The organism is Actinoplanes sp. NPDC021490, assembly GCF_055562135.1.
The window spans coordinates 43,624-68,037 of sequence record NZ_JBVHFW010000010.1 but is presented as its reverse complement, the minus strand read 5'-3'; the positions used below and the strand labels follow the sequence as shown (position 1 = coordinate 68,037).

The 24,414-nt window shown below is 71.1% G+C and carries 22 protein-coding genes; 15 read left to right on the top strand and 7 right to left on the bottom strand.

The window, feature by feature from the left end:
* Positions 1-253 precede the first annotated feature (253 nt).
* Positions 254-1,372: a polyprenyl synthetase family protein gene (locus ACZ3I4_RS25280; protein WP_465384481.1), complete on the bottom strand. Its 1,119-nt coding sequence runs from the start codon at positions 1,370-1,372 to the stop codon at positions 254-256.
* A 59-nt stretch (positions 1,373-1,431) separates the two neighbouring features.
* Here ACZ3I4_RS25280 and ACZ3I4_RS25275 point away from each other — a divergent pair, with 59 nt between their 5' ends.
* On the top strand, positions 1,432-1,884 hold the full coding sequence (locus ACZ3I4_RS25275; RefSeq protein ID WP_465384480.1) for a MarR family winged helix-turn-helix transcriptional regulator: 453 nt from the start codon (positions 1,432-1,434) through the stop codon (positions 1,882-1,884).
* A gap of 11 nt (positions 1,885-1,895) precedes the next feature.
* Here ACZ3I4_RS25275 and ACZ3I4_RS25270 read toward each other — a convergent pair whose 3' ends face one another.
* Together ACZ3I4_RS25270 and ACZ3I4_RS25265 are read right to left on the bottom strand one after the other, a co-directional pair.
* Positions 1,896-2,576, bottom strand: coding sequence for a class F sortase (locus ACZ3I4_RS25270; protein ID WP_465384479.1), 681 nt, complete (start codon positions 2,574-2,576; stop codon positions 1,896-1,898).
* On the bottom strand, positions 2,573-3,397 hold the full coding sequence (locus ACZ3I4_RS25265; RefSeq protein WP_465384478.1) for a DUF4397 domain-containing protein: 825 nt from the start codon (positions 3,395-3,397) through the stop codon (positions 2,573-2,575). The genes ACZ3I4_RS25270 and ACZ3I4_RS25265 overlap by 4 nt, the downstream gene beginning before the upstream one ends.
* A gap of 197 nt (positions 3,398-3,594) precedes the next feature.
* Between ACZ3I4_RS25265 and ACZ3I4_RS25260 the strand changes: the two genes are divergently transcribed.
* The 4 genes from ACZ3I4_RS25260 to ACZ3I4_RS25245 all read left to right on the top strand — a co-directional run bounded on the left by ACZ3I4_RS25260 (position 3,595) and on the right by ACZ3I4_RS25245 (position 6,076).
* On the top strand, positions 3,595-4,248 hold the full coding sequence (locus ACZ3I4_RS25260; protein ID WP_465384477.1) for a fasciclin domain-containing protein: 654 nt from the start codon (positions 3,595-3,597) through the stop codon (positions 4,246-4,248).
* A 140-nt stretch (positions 4,249-4,388) separates the two neighbouring features.
* Positions 4,389-4,802 carry an ATP-binding protein gene (locus ACZ3I4_RS25255; RefSeq protein WP_465384476.1) on the top strand — a complete coding sequence of 138 codons (414 nt, stop codon included), beginning with the start codon at positions 4,389-4,391 and terminating at the stop codon, positions 4,800-4,802.
* A 55-nt stretch (positions 4,803-4,857) separates the two neighbouring features.
* Positions 4,858-5,175, top strand: coding sequence for an STAS domain-containing protein (locus tag ACZ3I4_RS25250; protein ID WP_465384475.1), 318 nt, complete (start codon positions 4,858-4,860; stop codon positions 5,173-5,175).
* A gap of 28 nt (positions 5,176-5,203) precedes the next feature.
* The gene (locus ACZ3I4_RS25245; protein WP_465384474.1) at positions 5,204-6,076 is read left to right on the top strand and encodes an arylamine N-acetyltransferase family protein; all 873 of its coding nucleotides are present in this window, start codon (positions 5,204-5,206) and stop codon (positions 6,074-6,076) included.
* 2 nt (positions 6,077-6,078) lie between these two features.
* Here the strand turns inward: ACZ3I4_RS25245 and ACZ3I4_RS25240 are convergent, their stop codons facing one another.
* Entirely contained in the window at positions 6,079-6,831 is a 753-nt protein-coding gene (locus ACZ3I4_RS25240) for a hypothetical protein (RefSeq protein ID WP_465384473.1), read from the bottom strand.
* 166 nt (positions 6,832-6,997) lie between these two features.
* On the bottom strand, positions 6,998-7,966 hold the full coding sequence (locus tag ACZ3I4_RS25235) for a glycoside hydrolase family 6 protein (protein WP_465384472.1): 969 nt from the start codon (positions 7,964-7,966) through the stop codon (positions 6,998-7,000).
* A gap of 268 nt (positions 7,967-8,234) precedes the next feature.
* Here ACZ3I4_RS25235 and ACZ3I4_RS25230 point away from each other — a divergent pair, with 268 nt between their 5' ends.
* The 3 genes from ACZ3I4_RS25230 to ACZ3I4_RS25220 are packed head-to-tail and all read left to right on the top strand — an operon-like array spanning position 8,235 to position 12,890.
* Positions 8,235-9,248: a LacI family DNA-binding transcriptional regulator gene (locus ACZ3I4_RS25230; protein ID WP_465384471.1), complete on the top strand. Its 1,014-nt coding sequence runs from the start codon at positions 8,235-8,237 to the stop codon at positions 9,246-9,248.
* Positions 9,249-9,297: 49 nt separating this feature from the next.
* On the top strand, positions 9,298-11,661 hold the full coding sequence (locus ACZ3I4_RS25225) for a glycoside hydrolase family 65 protein (protein WP_465384470.1): 2,364 nt from the start codon (positions 9,298-9,300) through the stop codon (positions 11,659-11,661).
* 32 nt (positions 11,662-11,693) lie between these two features.
* Positions 11,694-12,890, top strand: a complete 1,197-nt coding sequence (locus ACZ3I4_RS25220; RefSeq protein WP_465384469.1) for an MFS transporter — start codon at positions 11,694-11,696, stop codon at positions 12,888-12,890.
* Positions 12,891-12,928: 38 nt separating this feature from the next.
* Here ACZ3I4_RS25220 and ACZ3I4_RS25215 read toward each other — a convergent pair whose 3' ends face one another.
* The gene (locus tag ACZ3I4_RS25215) at positions 12,929-13,930 is read right to left on the bottom strand and encodes a LacI family DNA-binding transcriptional regulator (RefSeq protein WP_465384468.1); all 1,002 of its coding nucleotides are present in this window, start codon (positions 13,928-13,930) and stop codon (positions 12,929-12,931) included.
* Positions 13,931-14,078: 148 nt separating this feature from the next.
* On the opposite strand from ACZ3I4_RS25215, the gene ACZ3I4_RS25210 reads away from it, so the two are divergent.
* From ACZ3I4_RS25210 to ACZ3I4_RS25190, 5 genes are read left to right on the top strand one after another with little or no spacing between them, the layout of a single operon-like run.
* Positions 14,079-15,344, top strand: a complete 1,266-nt coding sequence (locus tag ACZ3I4_RS25210) for a sugar ABC transporter substrate-binding protein (RefSeq protein ID WP_465384467.1) — start codon at positions 14,079-14,081, stop codon at positions 15,342-15,344.
* The gene (locus ACZ3I4_RS25205; RefSeq protein WP_465384466.1) at positions 15,341-16,273 is read left to right on the top strand and encodes a carbohydrate ABC transporter permease; all 933 of its coding nucleotides are present in this window, start codon (positions 15,341-15,343) and stop codon (positions 16,271-16,273) included. The genes ACZ3I4_RS25210 and ACZ3I4_RS25205 overlap by 4 nt, the downstream gene beginning before the upstream one ends.
* Positions 16,270-17,088 carry a carbohydrate ABC transporter permease gene (locus ACZ3I4_RS25200; RefSeq protein ID WP_465384465.1) on the top strand — a complete coding sequence of 273 codons (819 nt, stop codon included), beginning with the start codon at positions 16,270-16,272 and terminating at the stop codon, positions 17,086-17,088. The genes ACZ3I4_RS25205 and ACZ3I4_RS25200 overlap by 4 nt, the downstream gene beginning before the upstream one ends.
* A gap of 6 nt (positions 17,089-17,094) precedes the next feature.
* A complete protein-coding gene (locus ACZ3I4_RS25195) occupies positions 17,095-19,002 on the top strand; it encodes a glycoside hydrolase family 127 protein (protein ID WP_465384464.1) in 1,908 nt (635 codons plus the stop codon).
* 56 nt (positions 19,003-19,058) lie between these two features.
* A complete protein-coding gene (locus ACZ3I4_RS25190; protein ID WP_465384463.1) occupies positions 19,059-20,765 on the top strand; it encodes a CBM35 domain-containing protein in 1,707 nt (568 codons plus the stop codon).
* 4 nt (positions 20,766-20,769) lie between these two features.
* Here ACZ3I4_RS25190 and ACZ3I4_RS25185 read toward each other — a convergent pair whose 3' ends face one another.
* Positions 20,770-23,082 (bottom strand): putative bifunctional diguanylate cyclase/phosphodiesterase, encoded by a 2,313-nt coding sequence (locus tag ACZ3I4_RS25185; protein ID WP_465384740.1) that lies wholly within the window; start codon positions 23,080-23,082, stop codon positions 20,770-20,772.
* A 75-nt stretch (positions 23,083-23,157) separates the two neighbouring features.
* On the opposite strand from ACZ3I4_RS25185, the gene ACZ3I4_RS25180 reads away from it, so the two are divergent.
* Positions 23,158-24,021, top strand: coding sequence for a TIGR03620 family F420-dependent LLM class oxidoreductase (locus ACZ3I4_RS25180; protein ID WP_465384462.1), 864 nt, complete (start codon positions 23,158-23,160; stop codon positions 24,019-24,021).
* A gap of 24 nt (positions 24,022-24,045) precedes the next feature.
* Positions 24,046-24,360 carry a putative quinol monooxygenase gene (locus ACZ3I4_RS25175; RefSeq protein ID WP_465384739.1) on the top strand — a complete coding sequence of 105 codons (315 nt, stop codon included), beginning with the start codon at positions 24,046-24,048 and terminating at the stop codon, positions 24,358-24,360.
* The last annotated feature ends 54 nt before the right edge of the window (positions 24,361-24,414 follow it).

Sequence of the window (24,414 nt, the reverse complement as noted above, 5' to 3'; positions counted from 1 at the left end):
GTCCAGCACACCCGCTCCGAGCGGGAGCAGGAAGTCACCGTCGATGGGTGTATCCGCAGTACCTCCTTCCGTGGCCGGGCGCGGTGTGAAGCCCGTACGTAATGGGCAGAAGTGGCGGTGCAGCAACTAGACACGTCGCCTCCGCCGCCCGACGCCGAACTACTCGAGGCCTGGAGCCTGAACACCAGCCAGGAACTGAAGGACCTCAGGGCCGGTTGCGCATCTGGGCCACCTTTCCGATCCGAGACGCGGCCTAGAAATTCCGGTCGGTGGCGGCCTCGGCCAGAGCTCGCAGGACGGCGCCGCCGGGCTCGTCGAGGACGGCCGTGTCCAGCGCGCTCAGCGAGTGCTCCAGCAGTTCGCCGATCAGCTTCTCAACCTGTTCGAGGGCGCCGGTGCCGGCGATGACCTCGCGCAGAGTGCCGATGCCGGCCGCGTCGAGCGCGCGGTTGCCCAAGAGCGAGTTCAACACCTTTTCCTGTACGGGGGTGGCTTGCTCGAAGGCCAGGGCGACCAGCACCGTACGTTTGCCTTCGCGCAGGTCGTCCCCGGCGGGCTTACCGGTCCGGGCGGCATCACCGAACACCCCGAGGATGTCGTCGCGCAGCTGGAACGCCTCGCCCAGCGGCAGCCCGAAGGCCGACAACCGGGCCAGCAGGTGGTCGTCCGCCCCGGCGAGCCGCCCGCCCAGCAGGAGCGGATGCTCGACGGTGTACTTGGCGCTCTTGTAGTGCACGACCCGGCGGGCCCGTTCCACGGCGCCCTGGCGACGCCGGCCCCCGCTCGCCTGGTCCACCAGGTCGAGGTACTGCCCGCCCATGAGCTGGGTGCGCATGCTGTTGAAGACGCCCCGGCCCCGGCTGAGCGTGGCCGGGTTCAGGCCGCTGCCCGAGTAGAGCTCGTCGCTCCAGGTCAGGCAGAGGTCGCCGGCCAGCACGGCCGCGGACAGCCCGAAGTGGTCGGCGTCGCTGTCCCAGTCGTGGCCGCGGTGCAGGGTGGCGAACCGCCGGTGCACCGCCGGTGCGCCCCGGCGCGTGTCCGAGCGGTCCATGACGTCGTCGTGGATCAGCGCGGCGGCCTGCAGGAACTCCAGCGAGGCGGCGGCGGCCACGATGCCCGGCCGGTCGGAGGCTCCGGCGGCCCGCCAGGCCCAGTAGCAGAACGCGGGCCGCAGCCGCTTGCCGCCCTCCATGAGGTCGGCCACGTAGCGGACGAGCGGCCCGCAGTCGTCGCTGACGTCGGCCATGATCTCGGCCTGCCGGGCGAGGAACTGCTCGATCACCGTACGGATCCTCACCCGTAGGTCATCCTGCTCCAGCGGGGCGACCGAGCGCGCCGGGCCGCGTACAGGGCTGATTCGCTCAGTCGTCATGAATCTTGTTATACAAGTAACTAGATAAACTTGCTACCTGAAAGTCGTATGATTCTCGCGTGAGCAGGCGGCAACGGCCGACATCCAGCGAAGTGGCGATCGCGATCCGGGATTTGTTGCTGGCCAACGGCGAGGCGACGCACAGCCTGGCGCACCGGCTGGGGGTCGGCATCACCGACGCCATGGCGCTCGACCACCTGCTGAGCAGCCGGGACGGGCTCGGCCCGACCGAGCTCGGGCATCGTCTGGGCATCCGGTCCGCTTCGGCCACGGCCCTGGTCGACCGGCTGCAGGCGGCCGGGCATGCCGAGCGGGCCCCGCACCCTTCCGACCGGCGCCGGCAGACCGTGGTCGCCACCGACCATGCGTACGAGGAGGTGCGGGACGCTCTCGCGCCGCTGCTGCGACGGGTCGAGGAGGCCGCGGCCCGCCTGACCCCGGAGCAGGCCGACGTCACCGTCGCGTTCCTGCGGGAGGTCACTGCGGCGATGCGCGACTACGCCGGCGACTGACCGCGGCGCGGTCATGAACGGGCCGCCGCGGTGATCACCACGTTGTCGCGGTAGCTCCGGGTCCGGGTGTCGAACGGCCCGCCGCACGTGATCAGGGTGAGCCGCGCGGCGCCGTCCCGGGCGAAGTACTTCTCCAGCGGGATGGCCACCTTGCGGTACCGCTCACGGGCGATCACCTCGAAGGCCCGCTCGCGCCCGCCGGGGCCGGCCAGCGTCACGGTGTCCCCGGCCTTCAGGGTGCCGAGCCGGAAGAACGCGCCCTTGCCCTCGGCCGCGCTGTCGACATGCCCGGCGATGACGATGGAGCCGGCATCCGCCGAGAAGCCGGGCCCGTACCGGTACCAGCCGACCTGGTCCACGCTGGGCGGGACGGCGAAGTCACCGGTCGCCGGGTCGATCCCGACGGCGTCGACCCCCGCGTCGAGGTCGAGGGCCGGGATGCGCAGGCGGGCGGGCACGTCGGCGGCCGTGGCCCGCGGCGGCGCGCCGTCACGGACCGGCACGCTCACGCCTACCGCCGGGGCAGGCGCCGATGAGGCCGGCGTGGTGACCACCGGGGCGCCGAAGTCGTCCGCCGGTGGCGGTGACTGACAGGCGACCACCCCGGCGGTGACGGCGATGGCCCCGCCGAGCAGCACGACGAGCAGGGCACGCCCCGGACGGGTCCGGGACGTGCCACGGTGCGAGCTCATCGACGTCCGGTCGCCAGCCGCGTGAGACCGAACAGGGCCAGCAGGATGCCGGCCGCGCCCAGGCCGTACCAGGGCAGCGAACCGTTGCCGTCGGCCCGGCCGCCGTCGCCGCTGGGCACACCGCCCGGCGCCGAGTGCAGCCCGGTGATCGACTGCGACACGATGTCGAGGGTCTTGTCCTCGGCCGAGCCGACCGCGTACACGATGGTCGCGGTGCCTTCCTTCAGGTCCAGGTCGGCCGGGCCGAGCACCCGGGTGTCGGTGCCCGCCAGCACCACGTCGGCCGAGACGCTGCCCGCGTCCAGGTCGGCCTTGCCCTCCTTGCCGTTGGTCACGCCCTCGAAGACCGGCTTGCCGCCGGCCCGGATGTCCACGGCGGGTGCGGCCGCGGCGTGCCGGACGATCAGCCGGGCCTTGCCGGCCCCCAGCTTGGCCGTGTCGTTGACGAACGGGGTCAGCGCCGGCTTGCCGTCGGCGGTCAGGTGCGCCACCAGGCTGATGTTGGCGCCGCCCGGCACCTCGGCGTTGTCGACCTTGAGCAGGGCGCTGCCGATGGCGTCACCGGGCTTGGTCAGAGCGATGTCGTACTGGCCCGCGGGCAGGCTGAGCGGGCCGGCGACCTTGCCGGGCTGGAAGTCCGGGACGGTCTTCTTGCCGTTGACGTAGACGTCCACCGCCTGCCCGGGGATGCCGTGCACCACCGTGACCTGCGAGTTCGCCTTGGCGTAGGCGGGCGAGGAGCCCAGTGCGGCGGCGACACCGAAGCTGATCAGGGAGACCGCGCCGATGGCGGCCGCGCGGCGGAAGGGCTGAGTGCGCATTCGAACTCCTGTGTGATCGTCGTCGATTCGGTACGCCCTGTCCTTCGCTGCGGCCCGAGCGGCTGGATGCAGCCGGGCCGGAAAATTCTCGGCTCGGAACTCCCGCGGATCAGGTGCATCCATCCGGCCCGCCCCGGCCGAAGTACGGGTTGGTGGCACCGCAGCCACCATTCCGTATCCGGAAAGGACGTACGTAGATGAGGATTTCCCGGGCCGGCAAGCGCGCTGCCGCCGTCGCGACCGCCGCCATCGTCGCCTCCGCCCTCACCGCCGCGCCGGCCTCAGCGCATGGCAAGACCAAGCCGCTGGGCAGCAAATCCCTGGCCGCGGTGCTGACCGCGGACAAGAGCGGCTTCGACCGCAACGGCCACGACTACGACATCCTGACCGCCGCCGTCCTGGCCGTCCTGAAGGCCAAGCCGGCCAGCCCGGTCAAGGTCCTGGCCGACGGCAAGACCCCGCTCACCGCGTTCCTTCCCAACGACCTGGCCTTCCGCCGGCTGGTCGCCGACATCCAGCACACCAAGCGGCTGCCCGGCGAGAAGACGGCCTTCACCGCCGTGGCCGGGCTCGGCATCAACACCGTCGAGTCCGTCCTGCTTTACCACGTCGTCCCGGGCGCCACGATCACCCGCAAGGCGGCGCTGAAGGCCGACGGCGCCAAGCTCAAGACCGCCGCCGGGTCGACGGTCAAGGTGGACGTCTACGGGCACTGGCACAAGCGCATCGCGCTGATCGACGCCGACCGCAGCGACCGCAACCCCCGGGTGAACCGCTTCGACATCAACAAGGGCAACAAGCAGATCGCCCACGGCATCGACCGGGTCCTGCGCCCGATCGACCTGCCCTGAGCCATCGGTGGGGCGCGGATCGCGACGGTCCGCGCCCCACCGGCATGCTCGAATCAATCCGAAAAGTTGTCACCTTCGGGCGTGGCGGAGTTTCCGATTCCGGCTACCGGGCATGACCCTGGCCCATGGAGTCCCTGCGGATGCTCACCCCTCCCGCGCCGACCTCCGTGCACCTCACCTGGAGCATTCAGAGCGACACGGACCTGAGAAGAATCCGCGATGGACTCCTGCGGTTCTTCGCCGGCCAGGTCGACGGCGGCGCGGGTGACCGGACGGCACAGCAGATGGGGCTCGTGGCGACCGAACTCGCCGGCAACGCGCTGCGCCATGGGCTACCACCCGTCGTTGTCCGCCTACTGAGCGATGAAGATTGCTACATTCTCGACATCAGCGACGGCGCCGTGCACGACCATCCACGACCGGCCCGCGCCCGTCAGAGCATCCGCACCGGCGGCCGTGGGCTGCCGATCTGCCTGGCCGTGGCCGAGCGGGTGTGCTGGTACGCCACCGACACGGCCAAACACGTCTGGGCTTCGTTCCCCCGGCCACGGTGAGGCGGTCACGGTCACGGTCCGCCGTCGTCATACCCACGTGGTAGACACTCCGGTTGTGACTACCACCTTCACCATCTCGCACCGGGAGGCGCCGGCCGGTGTCCTGCGCGTGAGCTTGTCCGGCGACTTCGACATGAGCGTCGGCGACACTCTCTCCCGGGCGCTGATCGACGCGGCGCGCCGGCCGAGTGTCACGCGGGTGGTCGTCGACCTCGACCAGACCCGCTTCATCGACTCCCACGCCGTCGCCGGCCTGGTGGCGGGCTACCAGGCGGCGGCCGCGGTCCAGCGCGGCTTCACCGTCGTCAACGGTCACGGCACGGTCCAGGAGGTTCTCGACATCACCGGCCTGTCGGAAGTGCTCTGCCGCTGACCTTGCCGGTGATCGATACCCTCGACCGATGGCCTCTCCCATCGACGTTTCGCGGTATCTGCATCGGCTGGGCCTGGGAAGCCCCGCGGAACTGTCCCCGAGCGTCGCCGCCTTGCACGCGTTGCATCGGGCCCACACGGAACGCGTACCGTACGAATGCCTGGAAATCTGGCTCGACCGGCCGACCAGCGTCGATCCGGTGGAGTCGGCCGACCGGATCCTGCGAGGCCGCGGCGGCTACTGCTACCACCTCAACGGCGCCTTCTCTCTCCTGCTGCGCTCCCTGGGATACCAGGTCGACCGGCACGTCGGCGGGGTGCAACCAACCGCGGCGCATCAGGCCGGAGCCACCGGCAACCATCTGGTCCTGACCGTGTCGGGACTGCCGTCACCGGAGGCGCCGCACGGCCACTGGCTCGTCGACCTGGGCATGGGCGACGGCCTGCACGAGCCACTGCCGCTGTCGGCCGGCGAATATCGGCAAGGACCATTCACGTACGCCTTGAGCCCGTCCCGGGCCGAACCCGGCGGCTGGCGGTTCGACCACGACCCCCGGGGCGCTTTCCTCGGCATGGATTTCCGGTCGCAGACCACCGACATGTCGGCGTTCGAGAGCCACCATCACCATCTGTCCACCTCACCGGAGTCCGGCTTCGTCCGGACCGCGACCGCGCAGCGCCGCGACGCCACCGGCGCCGACATCCTGCGCGGCCTCACCCTGACCCGGGTGGGACAAGCAGAGAGCCGCACCCTTCTCGAGAACCCGCACGACTACTTCACTGCGCTGGCCGACCTGTTCGGGCTCACCCTCGACGACGTCACCCCCGCCGAACGCGACACCCTGTGGCGCCGGCTGGAGGACGCTCACGACCAGTGGGTCAGCACTCGCGACCTCCCATAGGGCTACAGCGGAAGCAGGTCGCGGACGAGCCGGTGCCTCACCGGCCACTGGTTGTCGTCACCGGACGGCCACGGGAAGCCGCCTTCGCCGAAGACCCAGTTCAGATAGGAGACGAACGGCATGGTCGTCTCCCAGCTGAAGAGCCCGTCGACGCATCCGTCCGGCAGGACGAACCCGTACGGCTCGCCTCCGCTGACGTTGTCCTTGTGGAAGCGATCGGGGGCAACGGGGAGGACGAACACATCGTTCCCGGGGTCCTCGGCCTGCCGCTCCTTCCAGTCAGCCAACTCGTCCTCGATGTAGGCGCGAGGCGACGACCCGGCGGGATAGCGGGTCCCTTCCAGCTCGATCACGAGCGGGTCGGCGCCGGCCGAACCGGCCCACGCCGGGTGCGTGCCCACCAACCAGACGTCCCCGACGATGCGCACCCACGACGACAGGGTCATAGGCACGGAGCCGAACCGTTGTTCCAGCCAGTCGACATAGGCCGGCGCGTCCGCGGTCGGTGCGGCATGGGGTCGTACGGGCGTCTGGTCATCGTCGTTGGCGTGAAAACGGTAACCGTCGCTGCGCAAGCGGTCGACGATCGCCTCGATGTTCTGCCGGGCCCGACGCGCCATCTCGTCGCAGACCAGCTGCGCCTCCCCGGCCTGTTCGGGCTCGAGCGTCGCGGCTCCGAGCTGACGCAACTCGTGCCAGACCTGCTCCCGTTGCCCGGCTTGATAGCGGCTGAGCCAGCGCGGCGAAGGTGTCATGCCGCGATCTTGCCAGAGGGCCTCGCCCGGAAGCCGCGGCCGGGGATCCTCACACCCTGCCGCAAGTCGTCAACCTCGGCGCGGCCCGGCGAGAGCGGGGAAATGCTGGTCGTCCCCGGTCCGAGCCACCAGGGCCGGGGACGACCAGCCGTACGCGAGCCACTCGCTAGTAGCCGTAGATCATCTTGTAGGCGACCTCGGGCAGGAACTGGCCGGCCGTGCTGCCGGGGCCGACGCCGCAGTTGCCGTCGGACTCGCCGGGGGTCTTGAGCCAGAGCAGCATCTCCGCTCCCCCACCAAGCTGGGTCGGTGTGCCGATCCGGCGGCCGGCCGGGTTGCACCAGGCGCCGTTGGAGCCGTTGCCGTTGCGGCTGGTGTCGATCACGAAGGGCTTGCTGTATCCGTAGTTGCGCAACGCGGACGCGACGCGGTTGCCGTAGTCGGCGTTCTGCCCGGTGGCGAAGTAGTTGGACACGTTCAGCGCGAACCCGCGGGCCTGGGCGACGCCGGCCTGGTTGAGGCGCTGCGCCATGGTCGTGGCGTCGATCCAGCCGGGGTTGCCGGCGTCGAGATAGGCCCACGTGTTGGGCGCCTTGGACCGGAACTGGGCGACGGCCCGCGACAGCATCCCGACCCGGTCGTTGATCTGGGCCTGGCTCATGCAGCTGAAGTCGCCCAGGGAGTCGGGCTCGAGCACCACCACGGCGGGGCGGTTGCCGATGGCGGCGGCGAACGAGGCGGCCCACGAGTCGTAGGCGGCGACGCTTCCCGCGCCTCCGCCGGAGTGGCCGCCGCAGGCGTCGCGCCCGGGAATGTTGTACGCCACCAGCAGGGGCAGCTTGTCGGCCGCGTCGGCGGCGCCGACGTACGAACCGACCGCCCGCGAGATGTCGCCGCTCCAGTTGCCGAACCAGCTGGCCATCGGCTTCTGGGCGATCTGGGTGCGGATCGCGGCGGCGCGGCCGTCGCCGGGGTTGGACGCGACCCAGGCCGCCGGGCTGGATTGCGGGTTGACGTAGAAGCCGCTGGTCTGGCTGACCGGGTCGGCGTGGGCGGCGGGCGCGGCCAGCAGGACGGCGGGGATCGCCAGCGCCACGGCCGCGGCCAGGGTGCGGGGACGGAGGAGTCGTTTCATGAGGTGGATCTCCAGAGCGTTGGGGGAACGCGCCGGCCTCGGTGGGAAGCCGGACGGACGGACTGGAAGCGCTTCCAGCCTTTATCATCCATGGATATCGATTCTATGCTCGGCATGCGCCCCGGATATGTCAAGGAGTGACGCCCGATCCGGCATATTCCCCGGGAGCGCTTCCAGCGCCGTCGCCAGAGTTTGGCCAACATCGATATCCTGTTCCGGCGGTCGGCGGACCCGGATGGCCGCCGGGACGAGGAAGACAGGCATTCACATGGCGGCAGCGGCACCGCGACGGCAACCCACTCTGGACGAGGTGGCCGAGCGTGCGGGCGTGTCCCGGTCCGCCGCGTCGCGGGTCATCAACCAGGCGCCGCACGTCAGCCGGGCGACCCGGGAGGCCGTCGAGCGGGCCATCAAGGAAATGGGCTATCTGCCCAACCGGACGGCCCGGGCGCTGGCCACCCAGCAGACCGGGATCGTCGCGCTCGCCGTTTCCCACGACGATCCCGAGTTGTTCGCCGATCCGTTCTACGCCCAGGTCATCGTCGGGGTCTCGGCGGTGCTCGAGGAGACCGATCTGCACCTGCTGCTGTCCCTGGCCAGCGCCGGGCGGGGGCGGTCGCGGCTGACCAACCTGCTGCGCACCCGCGGCGTCGACGGCATCATGCTCATGGCGATGGGCGAGGACGACCCGCTCAACGACATCGTCCGCGAGGCCGGCCTGCCCGCCGTCTACGGCGGACGACCGCCGCACGTCGAGCCGCAGTGGTACGTCGACTCGGACAACCTGGGCGGAGCCCGGCTGGCGACCGAACATCTCCTGGCCCTGGGCCGGACCCGCATCGTCACCATCACGGGTCAGCCCGGCAGCGAGGCCGGCGAAGCCCGCTACCGCGGCTACCACGAGGCGATGGTCATGGCCGGCCTCACCCCGTACGGCGTGGCCGAGGGCGACTTCACCGAGACCGCCGGCGCCCTGGCGATGCGAAGCCTGCTCGAGCGCTGCCCCGATCTCGACGGCGTCTTCGCGGCGAGCGACAACATGGCGGCGGGCGCGCTGCGCACGCTGGTCGATTCCGGCCGTTCGGTGCCGGGCGACGTGGCCGTGGTGGGTTTCGACGACCTGGGGATCGCCGAGCGCACCGATCCGCCGCTGACCACGGTCCACCAGTCCATCCAGGCGCTGGGCCAGGAGATGACCCGGATGCTGCTCGGGCTGATCGCCGGGCAGGAACGTACGTCGCTCATCCTGCCGACCCGGCTGGTCCGGCGCGGCTCGGCCTGAGCCCGCCATGGCAAGATCGGGCCTGACGTGCTGACGACCCGGAGGTGCCATGATCGCCGATGCCCTGTTCCCGGTCGAGCCATGGCGGGTGCGGGAGCCATCGCTGAGCATCGACCGGCTCGCCCAGGCCGAGTCCGTCTTCGCCGTGGCCAACGGGCACATCGGGCTGCGGGCCAACCTCGACGAGGGTGAGCCGCACGCCATCGCCGGCACCTATCTGAACTCCTTCTACGAGCAGCGGCCGCTGCCCTATCCCGAGGGCGGCTACGGCTATCCCGAGCAGGGCCAGACCCTCGTCAACGTCACCGACGGCAAGCTGGTCCGGCTCATGGTCGACGACGAGCCGTTCCATGTGGCGCACGGCCGGCTGATCAGCCACGAACGCGTCCTGGACCTGCGCGACGGGGTGCTGCGCCGGGTCGTCGACTGGGAGTCCCCGGCCGGACGGCGGGTGCGGATCCGCAGTTCCCGCCTGGTCTCCTTCACCCAGCGGGCGGTGGCGGCGATCGACTACGAGGTCGAGGCGGTCGGCCACCCGGTGCGCATCACCGTGCAGTCCGGCCTGGTGGCCAACGAGGAACAGCCGCAGGAGTCCTCCGACCCCCGGGTCGCGGCCGCTCTGGACCGCCCGCTCACCGCGGTGGCCCAGGACACCGAGCAGCACGGGGCCGTGCTGCTGCACCGCACCCGGGTCAGCAAGCTGCTGATGGGCGCGGGCATGGACCATGTCGTCGAGGCGCCCGGCGACTACGACGAGGAAACCGACGTCCGCGAGGACTGGGCCCGCACCACCGTCGTCACCGTCCTGCAGCCCGGTCAGCGGTTACGCATCACCAAGTTCCTCGGCTACGCGTGGAGTTCGTCGCGCTCCCCCGAGGCGTTGCGCGACCAGGTGGCCGGCGCGCTGACCGGGGCGCGCTACGCGGGCTGGGACGGTCTGGCCGCCGAGCAACGCGCCTACCTCGACGACTACTGGGACGCCGCCGACGTCGAGATCGACGGTGACCCGGTGCTGCAGCAGGCGGTGCGCTTCAGCCTCTTCCATGTGCTGCAGGCGGGCGCGCGGGCCGAGCGGCGGGCCATCGGGGCCAAGGGGCTGACCGGGCCGGGCTACGACGGGCACGCCTTCTGGGACACCGAGGGTTTCGTGCTGCCGCTGCTGACCTACGTCGCCCCGCACGCCGCCGCCGACGCGCTGCGCTGGCGGCACAGCATTCTCGGTCAGGCCCGGCAGCGGGCCCGCACGCTCGGCCTGGCCGGTGCGGCCTTCCCGTGGCGCACGATCCACGGCGAGGAGTGCTCGGCGTACTGGCCGGCCGGCACGGCGGCGCTGCATCTCAACGCGGTCATCGCCCGCGCGGTCGACCGCTACCGCCAGGTCACCGGCGACGACTCGCTGGACGAGGAGTGCGGGCTGGAGATCCTGGTCGAGACGGCGCGCCTGTGGGTGTCGCACGGCCACCACGACGCCGCCGGGGTCTGGCACGTCGACGGTGTCACCGGTCCCGACGAGTACAGCGGGGTCGCCGACGACAACCTCTTCACCAACCTGATGGCGGCCCGCAACCTGCGCGGGGCGATCGCCGCCTGCGCCCGCCGGCCCGAGGCGGCCGCCCGGCTCGGGGTGCGTCCGCAGGAGACCCAGGCGTGGCAGGCGGCCGCCGACGCGGTGCACGTGCCCTACGACGACCGGCTCGGCGTGCACCAGCAGTCCACCGGGTTCACCCGGTACGCGCCGTGGGACTTCGCTCCCGAGCACCCGGGCGAGCCGCTGATGTTGCACGCGCCGTACTTCCAGCTTTATCGCCGCCAGGTGATCAAACAGGCCGACCTGGTGCTGGCGATGCACTGGTGCCCCGAGGAGTTCACCGCCGAGCAGAAGGCGCGCAACGTCGATTACTACGAGCCCATCACCGTACGGGACTCCTCGCTGTCGGCCTGCACGCAAGCGGTGATGTGCGCCGAGGTCGGCCATCTGGAACTGGCTCACGACTACGCCTCCGAGGCGGCGCTGGTCGACCTGCGTGACCTGCACGCCAACGCGGGCCACGGGCTGCACCTCGCCTCGCTGGCCGGGGCCTGGTCGGCGATCGTGGAGGGCTTCGGCGGCCTGCGCGAGCACGGCGACACCCTGGCCCTGGCGCCCCGGCTGCCCGAGAACATCACCGGCCTGCGGTTCCGGCTGCGACGCGGCGGCCTGCGGCTGCTCGTCGAGGCCGACCATCAGACGGTCCGGGTGACGCTGCGCGACGGCGCCGGGGCCCGCCTGCCCCTGCGGCTCTACGACGAGTCGGTCGAGGTGGTGGCGGGCGAACCGGCGGAACGCGCCGTCGTCGCCATCGAGCCGTTGCTCGCAACGCCGCGGCAGCCGCCCGGGTACGCGCCGGAACGCGCGGCGCCCGACCCTCGGTAGGCCATGACCCACGTTCCGGCAGAGAAGAAGCCATGTCCCTGACGCCTGCTCGCCGTCTGACCCCGGCCCGGACGATGGTGTTCGCCATCGCCGCGGGACTCGCCGTCGGCAACCTCTATTGGGCGCAGCCACTGATCGAGATCATCGCCGATTCCCTCGGGGTGGCCTCGACGACCGCGGCCTCCCTCGTGACCGTCACCCAGATCGGCTATGCCCTCGGCATCTTCCTGCTGGTTCCGCTGGGCGACGTGCTCAACCGGCGGCGACTGATCCCGGCCATGCTGCTGCTGTCGGCGGTGATGCTGCTCGGCGCGGCCGCGGCGCCGGGCTACGGAGTGCTGCTCGCGGCGCTCGGCGGTCTCGGGCTGACCACTGTCGGCGCTCAGCTGCTCACCCCGCTCGCCAGCGAACTCGCCGAGCCGGAACGCCGCGGCAGCGTCGTCGGCGCGGTCGCCTCGGGCGCGCTGATCGGGATCCTGCTGTCCCGCACGGTCAGTGGGGTGGTCGCGGACCTGCTCGGCTGGCGCTCGATCTTTCTGCTCGCCGCCGCCGCGACCGTCGTCGTGGCCGCCGTGCTGCACCGCATCATTCCCGGGCTGGAGCCGCGCGAGCCGATTCCCTATCCGCGTCTTCTGCGCTCGGTCTTCACGACCGTCGCCGAGCATCGGGCCGTACCGCCGACGTTGCTGATCTCGGCGACCGCGTTTGCCGTGTTCTCGCTGTTCTGGACGTCGCTGACCTATCTGCTGACCGCGCCGCCGTTCAATTATTCGGTGACCCGGATCGGTCTGGTCGGACTCGCCGGGCTGGCCGGCGCCCTCGCCGCCCGACAGGCCGGTGTCCTGCACGATCGGGGCTGGTCGGTGCCCGCCAACGGGGCCGCGATCACGCTGCTGGCGTTCTCCCTGCTGCTGGCCTGGACCGGACGAACCTCGATCATCGTGCTGATCGTGGCGGTGATCCTGCTCGACGCGGCCGTGCAGACCTCGCTCGTGCTGGGGCAGACCCGGCTGTTCGCGCTCAGCGGGGCGGCCCGCAGCCGGCTGAACACCGCCATCGTGGTCAGCAACTTCCTCGGCGGCGCGATCGGCTCCGCGCTGGCCGGGCCTTTGTGGGCGGCCGGTGGCTGGACCGCTGTCACGATCACCGCGGTCGGCTTCACGCTCGTCGGGCTGTCCCTCTGGGCCGCCACTCGCACCCGCCTCGCCACCGTGCCCAGCCGCAGCTGAGGCTGCCTGCTTGCGCCGGGCCCAGTTTCACAAAGCGGTCACTGGACGGCGGTGGAGGCGCGCGGCACCAGCCGGCAGGGGCGCATCTGCTTGCCGCTGGTCGGCTCGCCGTTGATGGCGGCCAGCAGCAGTTCGGCCGCGGACCGGCCGATTCCTTCCAGGTCCATGTCGATGCTGGTCAGCGAGGGCCGGCAGCCGTCGACCATGACGTCCCAGTTGTCGAAGCCGACCAGGGCCACGTCACGCGGGACGTCGCGGCCGGCGTCGCGCATCGCCTCGGCGACGCCGCGGGCGATCTGGTCGCTGCCGCAGAACACCGCGTCGACGTCGGCTTCGGTGGACAGCAGGATGTCGGCCGCCTGCCGGCCCCACGCCTCACTCCACTCCCCGTAGAGGACGGGCGCGGCCAGGGCGAGATCCCCGGCGGCCAGCGCACCGGCCGCCGCGGTGGCCCGGACGGTGGCCGAGTGGTGGTGCTCGGGCCCGGTGATGTGCGCGATCCGCCGCCGCCCGATGGCCAGCAGGTGCTGGACGGCCCGCCGCGCGCCCTCGGCCTCGTCGGGCACGACCGAGCAGTCGCGCGGGTCGGCCGAGCTGATGAACGCGTAGACCACCGGCACCGGAAGCCCGGCCCCGATCGGCGCGCGGGCCTGGGTGCGGCGGCCGGTGACGATGATGCCGTCGACCTTGCGGCTGAGCAGGGTGCGCAGGTAGTACTGCTCGCGGATCGGGTCGTCGCGGGCGTCGCACAGGAAGACCGACATCTGGCCGGCGCCCAGGGCGTCCTCGGCGCCGATGAGCAGCGGGATGCTGAACCGGCCGATGCTGTCGGTGGTGATCATGCCGACGGTGTAGGTGCGGCCGGTCTGCAGGCTGCGGGCGGCGGCGTTGGCCACGAAACCGAGCTGCTCGGCGGCCTGCTGGACGCGCAGCCGGGTTTCCGGACGTAACGCGCCGCGGCCGTTGAGGGCCTTCGACGCCGTGCCGGTGGAGACACCCGCCAGCGCGGCCACCTGGCTGATCGTGACGGCCCGATCCACGGTGCTCAGCGTTTCCTCCTGCGTTTCCTGGTGCGTTCTGAGGGTCGATTAATGCGACCGTAACTTGCCCTTGACATGCAAGCAAGCCGATCCCTAACTTCTAGGCAATCGATTTCCTCATGTTTCCTAGTTCCCAAGGGATCACGATATGACTGCTCCGCAGCGAGTCCGGCGGCACCTGGGCGCCGCGGCCGCCCTGACCCTGACCGCCTGCCTGGTCACCGGCTGTTCCTCCGGCGATTCCGGCGATTCCGGTGACTCCGGATCGGCCGCCGGCGGCGCCTACACGGTCTGGGATCCGTACCCGCAGTTCGACGCCACCTCGGACTGGGTGAAGCTGCTGACCCGCTGCGGCACCGACGCCGGAGTCACCGTCGAACGCACCGGTTACGACACCACCGACCTGACCAGCAAGGCTCTGCTCGCCGCCCAGCAGGGCAACTCCCCCGACGTGCTGATCGTCGACAACCCGGTGGTGTCCACCCTGGCCGACGCGGGCGTGCTGACCACCACCGGCGAGGTCAAGATCGACACTTCTGCCGTCTCGCCCAACCTGCTGGCCGCGGGGCAGATCGGCGGGAAGACGTACGGGATCCCGATCGGCGCGAACACGCTGGCGCTCTACTACAACAAGAAGATCCTCGACAAGGCCGGCGTCGACCCGGCCGGCGTCAAGGACTGGGCGTCGCTGACCGCCGCGCTGCAGAAGGTCAAGGCCTCGGGCAAGAAGGGCATCACCTTCTCGGCCATCGGCACCGAGGAGGGCAGCTTCCAGTTCCTGCCCTGGTTCTGGGGCAGCGGCGCCCAGCTCACCCAGCTCGACTCGCCGCAGGCCGTCGAGGCGCTGACCCTGTGGACCGGCTGGCTCGGCAACGGGCTCGCGCCCAACTCGGTGCTGAACAACACGCAGACCACCAGCTGGCAGGAGTTCGCGAGCGGTGACTTCGCGTTCAGCGAGAACGGCACCTGGCAGCTGGCCAACGCCAAGAAGACCGGTTTCCCGTACGGCATCCTCCCGATCCCCTCGAAGGCCGGAGGCACCGCCCCGGCCCCCACCGGCGGCGAGTTCGTCACCGCGCCCGTGCAGGACGAGACCGGCCGGTACGCGGTCACCGGGAAACTGATCTCCTGCCTGACCAGCGCCGACAACGCGCTCACGACCGACACGACGCTGTCCTACATCGCGGCCACCGACGCCGTACAGCAGAAGCAGGTGGCCGGCGACGCCGAGCTGAAGGTCTGGGTGGACGCGGTCAAGGCGGCCAAGGGACGTACGAGCGACGACCTCGGCACCAAGTATCCGAAGATCTCGCAGCCGATGTGGACGGCGTTCCAGGCGGCGCTGAGCGGCTCCAAGGCGCCGAAGCAGGCGCTGACCGACGCCCAGGGCACCGCCGCCGCGGCCGCCAAGTGACCACGCACGTCTCCACGCTCGTCCGGACCCGGCGCGCCACCCGGGTCCGGCGGGGCCGCGCCCACTGGACGGCGTGGGCGTTCCTGGCCCCGGTCGTCATCTATCTGGTGGCGTTCTACGCGTACCCGCTCTATCGCAACCTCGACCTGAGCCTGCGGCATTACACCGTGCGGTCGTTCGTCCGCGGCGACGCGCCGTTCAGCGGGCTCGACAACTACCGCACCGTGTTCGCCGATCCCGTCTTCGGCCCGGCGCTGCTGCACACGGCCGTGTTCACCTTCGTCTCGATCGCCTTCCAGTTCGCGATCGGGCTGGCGCTCGCGGTGTTCTTCGCCCAGAACTTCCGGCTGTCGGCGACGCTGCGAGCGCTGTTCCTCGTACCGTGGCTGCTGCCGTTGATCGTCAGCGCCTCGACGTGGTCGTGGATGCTCAACAGCGACTCGGGCATCGTCAACTTCGCCGCCCGCGGCCTCGGGCTCGACCCGGTGAACTGGCTGACCTCGCCCGACTGGGCGCTCACCAGCGTGATCATCGCGAACATCTGGATCGGCATTCCGTTCAACCTGGTCGTGCTCTACAGCGGTCTGCAGGCCATCCCGGCCGACGTGCACGAGGCCGCCGCGATCGACGGCGCGACGGCCTGGCAGCGGTTCTGGCGGGTCACGTTCCCGCTGCTGCGCCCGGTCGCGGCGATCACCCTGCTGCTCGGGCTGGTCTACACGCTCAAGGTCTTCGACATCATCTGGATCATGACCAAGGGTGGTCCGGCCGACGCCTCGACGACGTTCGCGACCTGGTCCTACCGGCTGTCCTTCGGCAACCTGCTGCCCGAGTTCGGCCCCGGCGCCGCGGTCGGCAACCTGCTGATCGTCATGGCGTTGTTCTTCGGCCTGCTCTACATCCGCTTCCAGAAGCGGGCGCAAGGATGAGCGAGGTTCGGCGGCGGGCCAAGAGCGGGCTCGGCGTCCTGCTCACGGCGATCATGCTGTTCCCGATCTACTGGATGATCAACGTGTCGCTCACCCGGGACACCGACATGCGCGCCGACCCGCCGCATCTGATCCCCGTGAACGGCACCCTCGAGGGCTACCGGGCCGTCCTCGACCAGCAGCTGCCCTACCTCGGCACCAGCCTGGTCGTCGGGATCGGCACGGTCCTGCTCACGCTGTTGCTGTCCGCGCCCGCCGGTTACGCGCTGGCCAAGCTGCGACCGGCCGGCGGCGGCGTCCTCGGCTTCGTGCTGCTGATCGCCCAGATGATCCCGGGAATCATCATGGCGATGGGCTTCTACGCCATCTATCTGCGGATGGGCGTGCTCAACACGTTGCCCGGGCTGATCCTGGCCGACTCGACCATCGCCGTGCCGTTCGGCGTGCTGATCTTCACCGCGTTCATGTCCGGCATCCCCGACGAGCTGATCAACGCCGCGATGATCGACGGCGCGTCGAAGTGGCGCACGTTCGTCTCGGTCATCCTGCCGGTCAGCCGCAACGCCGTCGTCACGGTCAGCCTCTTCGCGTTCCTCTGGGCGTGGTCGGACTTCGTCTTCGCCACCACGCTCGACGGCGGCGGCGACCACCGGCCCATCACGCTCGGCATCTACCAGTACATCGGCAACAACAACCAGCAGTGGAACGCGATCATGGCCACCGCCGTGGTCGCCTCCATCCCCGCAACGCTGCTGCTCATCATCGCCCAGCGTTACGTCGCGGCCGGTGTCACCGCCGGCGCAGTCAAGGACTGAGGAACCATGAGCGACCCAGAGATCCACGGCCCGGTACGACCCACCGGGCAGGCGTTGTCCGTGCTGCGCCCGCTGCCCGCGTCGGCCGTACGGCTGCACCCGGACGGCCTGCTCGGTGGCTGGCAGCAACGCAACGCCACGGCCACGCTGCCGCACTGCGCCGGGCAACTGGAGGCGTACGGCAATCTGGCCAACCTCCGGCGGGTCACCGGCGACGCCGAGAGCGACTTCGCCGGGATGTGGTTCGCCGACACCGACGTCCACAAGACCCTCGAGGCCGCGTTCTGGGAGATGGGCCGCTCGGGCACCGCGACCGCCTTCGTCGCCGACACGGCCGGGCTGCTGGAGAAGGCGCAGGACCCGGACGGCTATCTGGACTCGTACTACCAGGATCCGGCGAACCGCGGCCGGCAGTGGGCCGAACTGCACTACAGCCACGAGATGTACACCGCCGGGCATCTGATCCAGGCCGCCGTCGCCGCCCTGCGCAGCGCGCCCGGTGACGCCGCCGCGCAGCAGGTCGCCACCGTCGCGCGCCGGTTCGCCGACCTGCTCGTCCAGCGGTACGCCGGCTCGGCCGAGACCGACGGGCACCCGCAGATCGAGACGGCGCTGGCCGAGCTGTACCGGGTCACCGGGCACCGGCCGTACCTCGACCTGGCCGCCCGCCTGCTCGGCAACCGCGGCTACGGGGTGCTCGGCGAGGGCCGCTTCGGGCCCCGCTACTTTCAGGACCACCTGCCGCTGCGCGAGGCCACCGAGGTGACCGGTCACGTCGTACGGCAGCTGTATCTGCTGGCCGGCGCGGTCGACGTGGCCGTCGAGACCCGCGATCACGAGCTGCTGGCCGCGGCCGTCCGGCTCTGGGACTCGGCGCTGGACAGCCGCACCTACCTCACCGGCGGGCAGGGCTCACGGCACCGCGACGAGGCCTTCGGCGATCCGTACGAGCTGCCCCCCGACCGCGCCTACGCCGAGACCTGCGCCGCGATCGGCAGTTTCCAGCTCGCCTGGCGCCTGCTGCTCGCCACCGGCCACGCCAAGTACGCCGACGAGATGGAACGGTTGCTGCACAACGGGATCGCGGGCAGCACCAGCCTTGACGGCACCGCCTTCTTCTACTCCAACCCGCTGCAGCTGCGCACCGGCCACGACGGCTCGCACGAGGACGCCCCGTCGCAGCGGCTCGCCTGGTACTCCTGCGCCTGCTGCCCGCCCAACCTGGCCCGGCTGATGGCCTCGCTGCACGCCTATCTCGCCACCGGCCACGACGCCGGGCTCGACCTGCACCTGTACGCGGCGGGCGAATTCACCTCGGCCGGTCACACCGTGCGCGTCGACACCCGTTACCCCTGGGACGCCGACATCACCCTCACCGTCGGCCGGGCCACAGGACGGCCGTGGACACTCGGGTTGCGGGTGCCCGGCTGGTGCGCCGGCGCCCGCCTGACGGTCAACGGCGAAGCCCAGCGCCTCGAGCCCCGCCACGGCTACCTGCGGATCACCCGAGCCTGGCGGGCCGGCGACCGGGTCGGGCTGATCCTGCCCATGCCGCCGCGGCTGGTCGAGGCCCATCCCCGCGTCGACGCCGTACGGGGCGCCGCCGCCCTCGCCCGCGGGCCGGTCGTCTATTGCCTGGAGCAGGAAGACGTGCCCGCCCCGCTGGAGGACTGGGAGATCGACCCGGTCACCCCGGTGGCGGTCACCCACCACAGCGGCGGGCTCACCCCGGTCGCGCTCCGGGTGCCGCTTCGGGCGCGGCACGACGAGGCGACGCTCTATCGCCCGCGCACCGGCGAACCGGCGCCCCGGACGGCGACCGCGACCGTGACCGCCATCCCCTACTTCCTGTGGGCCAACCGCCGGCCCGGCGCCATGCGGGTCTGGATCCCCCTGGCTCCACGGGAGGCGTAACCGGGCGGGCGGTTCCACCGCCGCCCGCCCTCCGTCCCTACCCCCGAGGTGATGTTGTGCGTTCCCGAAGAACCGTCGCGTCCGCGGCGGCCCTCACCGTCCTCACCCTGATCGCCACCGGCGCGCTCCCGGCACCGGCCCAGGCGGCGGGAAACACCCTGACCGTCAACGTCGGCACCGTCGTCCGGCCGGTCACCCACGTGGCCGCGGGCGGCCTGTACGCCGTGGACACCGGCACCAAGCCGCCGCTGAGCATGATGTACCCGCTGCGGCTCAACCACCTGACCCAGCCGCCGCCCGGCGGTCAGCAGCTCGGCAACGGCGCGACCCAGCCCTGCTGCGACGGGCTGCAGATCGCCGGCAAGGTGACCAGCGCCGGGGCCCAGCAGTTCTACCGCATGCCCGACATCTATCCGAACTTCCCGTACCGCTGGATCAGCTGGGCGGACTGGGAGTCGAAGGTGCGCACCATGGTGCAGGCCCGCCTGAACGCCACCGGCGCCACCAATGTGGACGGCTGGGAACTGTGGAACGAGCCCGACTGGACGTGGAACACCGCCGCGGCGGGCTCGTTCAACGCGGGCTGGACCCGTACGCACCGGCTGATCCGCTCGCTCGACACGGTCACCCCGATCGTCGGGCCGAGCCACTCGTACTACAACCACAACTGGATGGTCGACTTCCTGACCAACGCCCGGAACACCGGCACGGTCCCCGACGTCATCGTGTGGCACGAGCTGGGCAACGACAGCTACCTCGACGTGCAGGCGCACGTGGCCGACTACCGGGCGGTCGAAAGCTCGCTCGGCATCTCGCCGCGGCCCATCTCGATCAACGAGTACGCCTCTCCGTCGCAAGTGGACGTCCCCAGTGTCGCCGTGCACTACATGGCCGTCTTCGAGCGCCACGGCATCCGGTCGGCCGAGCGCGCCTACTGGTACGAGGCCGGCACCCTCAACGGCCTGCTCCACAACAACGCGCCGACCTCGTCGTACTGGACCTACAAGTGGTACGGCGACATGGCCGGCAACATCGTGCAGACGGTTCCCGGTTCCTGGCTCGAGGGCGTCGCCGCGTACGACAGCACCCGCAAGATCGTCAACGTCGTGCTGGGCGGCGACAGCGGCAACAACACCGTACGGGTCAACGGGCTCGGCGCCCTGGGCGCCCAGGTGCGGGTGACGCTGACCCGCAGTGGCACGACCGGGCGCTCGACCAACCAGAGCGCGCCGATCGCCGTCACCACCGGCACCTACAACGTGGCCGGCGGCAGCATCAGCGTGCCGGTGACCGGCATGAACGCGCTCGACTCCTATCAGCTGCTCGTCACCCCGGCCGCCGGGGCCCCGGCGTGGCAGCAGCGCTACGAGGCGGAGAACGCCACGGTCGTCAACGCCAACCGGTTCTCCTCGGCCTCGGCCTCCAACGGCGGGTACGCCGGCCAGATCGACGGCGCGGCCGACATGCGCAGCGCCTCGTTCGTCGACTTCCTCGTCAACGTGCCGCAGACCCGCTCGTACACGATGAACATCCGCTACGCCAACGGCACCGGCGCCAACGCCACTCAGGGGCTGGCCGCCAACGGCAGCGCCTGGTCGACCGTGACCTATCCGCCGACCGGGGCCTGGGGCTCGTTCGGCGCCTCGGTCAACGCCCCGGTCACGCTCAACGCGGGCTGGAACACAATCCGCCTGGCCAAGGGCTCGCCGTTCTTCGCCGGTGGCACCGGCTACGCCGAACTGGATGCGATAACCCTCTCGTAAGGCCCTATCGGCGGGGCGACATCGCCCGGCGCGAGCGCCGATCCGGCGCGGTGTCGTCCCGCCTCGGCCGATAGGCGACGATGTCGGCGGCCGGCATGGGCCGGGCATAGTGGTAGCCCTGCGCGAAGCGGTATCCGAGTTCCTGCAGCTTGGCGGCCTGCTCGGCGGTTTCCACGCCTTCGGCGACCGCGCGGAGCCGCATGCCGTCGCAGATGCTGATGAGCGCGGCCGCCACCACCGTCTGCGGGCCGCCGGCGGTCACGTCGTCGACGAAGGACTTGTCGACCTTCAAGACGTCGGCGGGGCAGTTGCGCAGCAGGCCCAGCGACGAATGGCCGGTGCCGAAGTCGTCCAGTGCGATCTTCACGCCCAGGCCGGCGATGCTCCGGAGTTCCTCCAGGGCCGCTCCCCCGTCGAACACGGCCGTCTCGGTGACCTCCACCGTCAGCATGCCCGGCGGCAGACCCGTACGGCTCAGGATCGCGGCGACCTCGTCGGCGAAGCCGGCTTCGCGCAGTTGCCGGGCCGAGACGTTCACGCTGACCGTACGCGGCGCGGCGTCGCCCATCATGTGCAGCCATCGGACGGCCTGCCGGCAGGCCTGCTCGAGGATCCAGGCGCCGATCGGCACGATCGAGCCGGTCCGCTCCGCGGCGGGAACGAAGACGGCCGGGCTGACCGGGCCGCGCTGCGGATGGTTCCAGCGGGCCAGCGCCTCGACGCCGGCCAGTTCGCCGCCGGGCATGGTGACGATCGGCTGGTAGAGCAGGTACAGCTGGTCGGTGCCGACCGCGCTGCGCAGATCGGCCGCGAGCCGGGACTGCTCGGCGCTGCGCTGGTCCATGCCATCGTCGTAGACCACCTGCCGTCCCTTGCCCTGCCCCTTCGCCTCGTACATGGCGACGTCGGCCCGCCGGATCAGTTCGCTCGCAGTGTCGCCCGGGCGGGCCTCGGCCAGCCCGATGCTGGCCTCGACGACCAGCTCGTGCCCGGCGGCCGGCAGCGGGCGGCGCAGACCGGCGGCCACCGCGGCGAGAGCCGTCCGATGGTCGCCGACCAGCAGCAGCGCGTACTCGTCCCCGCCCAGCCGGGCCGGCACGGCCCCGGGCACCTGCTCGACTATCCGCCGGCCGACCGAGACCAGCAGCGCATCGCCGACCGCGTGGCCGAGATCGTCGTTGATGGCCTTGAAGTCGTCCAGGTCGATCAGGGCAACGCTCAGGCCCGGCGTCCCGGCCGCGAGCGCGTCGTCGATCTCCCGGATCAGGACCGCCCGGTTGGCCAGGCCGGTCAGACTGTCGTGACCGGCCTGGTAGGCCAGCTCCCGCTGACGGCCGTCGAGGGCGCCGAGCAGCCGGGCATTGTCGCGCAGGGCGACCATCTGTCTCGCCGCGACCAGCACGGTGACGGTGACCGAGCCGGCCGCGACCGCCACCAGGTCGGAGGCGCCACTCCGGGCGCTGACCAGCAGCAGTCCACCGGTGGCCAGGACCGCCGTGTACGGGAGCACGCTCGGTCGCCGCGATACCGGCCGGGGCCGGGGCCGGCCGGCGCGGGTGGCCCGCAGCTGCCGGTCGGCGGCCAGGCACACCAGCAGGCTGGTCGTCGGCAGCAGCACATGCCCGGTGTTGAGGTAGGGCCGCTCGGCCAGCAGCGGCGCCATGGCTCCGCCGACGGCCCCGACCGCACCGGTCAGAGCGAGGATGTGCAGGGCCCGCCGGTCGATCAGGCCGGTGCCGGTGAAGGAGACCTTGACGAAGGCCAGCATCCCGATGATCGCGGCGGTTCCCACCACCACGACCGACGCCGTTCCGGCGGCGCTGCCCTCGGTCCAGCTGGCCCAGCGCGGCAGGACCAGATGCCAGCCGAAGACCAGAACGGTGACGACCATCGTGGCCACGTCGAGCCCGAAACGGGTCCACTCGATCCGGGTCCGCTGCGCCCCGGGAATGCGCAGCAGACCCAGCAGCATCACCAGCAGGCCGCCGACGTACAGCATCGCGGTGGAGCCACTGATCTGCTGACCGACCTGGTCGCCGCTGTAATAGTCGCGGGCCGCGGCCACCGAGGCCAGGCCCAGCCCGACCATCCCCGCCGACACGTACCGCCAGAACGTCCGGCCCGCCGCCCCAGCCCGCCACGACGTGACGGCGGAGATCGGCACGGCGCACAGCAGCAGGGCCCAGCCCGCCATCGGCGGGGTCGGACGAACCAGACCGGTCGCGAACCAGGCCCAGGCCACCGCATCCACAGCAATCGCCGCGGCCAGCATGCGCGTCAGCCGCCCCGGCGGAGCAGCGGACCGGGAAGCCAGCATTTCGTCCACGAATCTCTCATCGGCTCGCCGGTGGGACCGGTGAGCCGCCGCGGCGGCGAGTCGTATGGTTTGGCTATGGCTCAACGACTCGTCAGCGTGTGGCAACCGTTCTTCCTCGGCGCCGAGAGCCCCCGGGCCGCGATCGACGCCGCCATCGAGCTCGAGACCCTCGGCTACTCCCGGATCTGGTTCTCGGCCGGCTTCGACGAACAGTTCCCACCTCGCTACCGGGAGCTTCTGGACGGCACCGAGCGCATCGGCGTCGCCTCGGGCATCGCGAGCATCTGGCACACGTCGCCGGACGAGGTGGCCAAGGTCGCCCTGGACGCGGAACAGGCCCACCCCGGCCGGTTCCTGCTCGGTCTCGGCGCCAGCCACGCCGTCCTGGTCGACGGCGACGGCGCCGGCTACCGCAAGCCCTACTCGAAGATGGTCGAATACCTCGACGCCCTCGACGCCGCCGGGCTCGCGGCCGACCGGCGGATCCTGGCCGCCCTCGGCCCCCGGATGCTCGAGCTCGCCCGGGACCGTTCGGCCGGCGCCCACCCGTATTTCACCACCGCCGAGCACACCGCCGAGGCCCGGGCCGCCATCGGACCCGACCGGCTGCTCGCCACCGAGGTCGCGGTCGTGCTCGAGCCCGACGCCACCCTGGCCCGGGCCACCGCCCGGCAGTACACCGCCGGTTATCTGACGCTGCCGAACTACACCAACAACCTGCGGCGATTCGGCTTCACCGACGAGGATCTGGCCGGTGGCGGCAGCGACCGGCTGGTCGACGCCGTCATCCCCTGGGGCACGGCCGAACAGGTCGCCGCCGGCATCGAGAAGCACTACCGGGCCGGCGCCGACGAGGTGGCGATCCAGGTCCTGAACGGCGGGGACGCCACCGCCTTCCCGGCCGAGGCGTTCCGGGCCCTCGCCGAAATCCTGATCTGACGTACGAGGGAGTGCCCGTTGGCGATGTTCGCCTTGGTGGTTCGATTCGATTGCCGGGACGAGGCCGCGGCCGCGCGCTTCGACGAGCTGACGGCCGCGGCCGTTCAGCAGATCACCGAGCGGGAACCGGGCACGCTGCTCTACGCGACCTCGGTCGTCGACGGTGAACCCCTGGCTCGCGTCTTCTACGAGGTGTACCGGAATCGGGCTGCCTTTGAAGCGCACGAGGAAGCCGAGCACGTCCGGCGGTTTCACGAGCTGAAGGACCCGCTGCTGGTCGCCACCCGCGTGGAGTTTCTGCAGCCGGGCCCGGCCAAGGGGCCAACTTTTGACCTCTGAGACAAAAGTTCGACCCCTTCTCACCAAAGTGCTTGACCGGCGCCTCGGACCATG

Coding starts and splice junctions, on each gene's coding strand:
- ACZ3I4_RS25280 (WP_465384481.1), bottom strand. CDS start 1,372: ATGACGACTGAGCGAATCAGCCCTGTACGCGGCCCGGCGCGCTCGGTC.
- ACZ3I4_RS25245 (WP_465384474.1), top strand. CDS start 5,204: ATGGCCTCTCCCATCGACGTTTCGCGGTATCTGCATCGGCTGGGCCTG.
- ACZ3I4_RS25210 (WP_465384467.1), top strand. CDS start 14,079: ATGACTGCTCCGCAGCGAGTCCGGCGGCACCTGGGCGCCGCGGCCGCC.
- ACZ3I4_RS25185 (WP_465384740.1), bottom strand. CDS start 23,082: ATGCTGGCTTCCCGGTCCGCTGCTCCGCCGGGGCGGCTGACGCGCATG.
- ACZ3I4_RS25225 (WP_465384470.1), top strand. CDS start 9,298: ATGATCGCCGATGCCCTGTTCCCGGTCGAGCCATGGCGGGTGCGGGAG.
- ACZ3I4_RS25175 (WP_465384739.1), top strand. CDS start 24,046: ATGTTCGCCTTGGTGGTTCGATTCGATTGCCGGGACGAGGCCGCGGCC.
- ACZ3I4_RS25265 (WP_465384478.1), bottom strand. CDS start 3,397: ATGCGCACTCAGCCCTTCCGCCGCGCGGCCGCCATCGGCGCGGTCTCC.
- ACZ3I4_RS25180 (WP_465384462.1), top strand. CDS start 23,158: ATGGCTCAACGACTCGTCAGCGTGTGGCAACCGTTCTTCCTCGGCGCC.
- ACZ3I4_RS25230 (WP_465384471.1), top strand. CDS start 8,235: ATGGCGGCAGCGGCACCGCGACGGCAACCCACTCTGGACGAGGTGGCC.
- ACZ3I4_RS25195 (WP_465384464.1), top strand. CDS start 17,095: ATGAGCGACCCAGAGATCCACGGCCCGGTACGACCCACCGGGCAGGCG.
- ACZ3I4_RS25255 (WP_465384476.1), top strand. CDS start 4,389: ATGCTCACCCCTCCCGCGCCGACCTCCGTGCACCTCACCTGGAGCATT.
- ACZ3I4_RS25260 (WP_465384477.1), top strand. CDS start 3,595: ATGAGGATTTCCCGGGCCGGCAAGCGCGCTGCCGCCGTCGCGACCGCC.
- ACZ3I4_RS25270 (WP_465384479.1), bottom strand. CDS start 2,576: ATGAGCTCGCACCGTGGCACGTCCCGGACCCGTCCGGGGCGTGCCCTG.
- ACZ3I4_RS25235 (WP_465384472.1), bottom strand. CDS start 7,966: ATGAAACGACTCCTCCGTCCCCGCACCCTGGCCGCGGCCGTGGCGCTG.
- ACZ3I4_RS25200 (WP_465384465.1), top strand. CDS start 16,270: ATGAGCGAGGTTCGGCGGCGGGCCAAGAGCGGGCTCGGCGTCCTGCTC.
- ACZ3I4_RS25240 (WP_465384473.1), bottom strand. CDS start 6,831: ATGACACCTTCGCCGCGCTGGCTCAGCCGCTATCAAGCCGGGCAACGG.
- ACZ3I4_RS25220 (WP_465384469.1), top strand. CDS start 11,694: ATGTCCCTGACGCCTGCTCGCCGTCTGACCCCGGCCCGGACGATGGTG.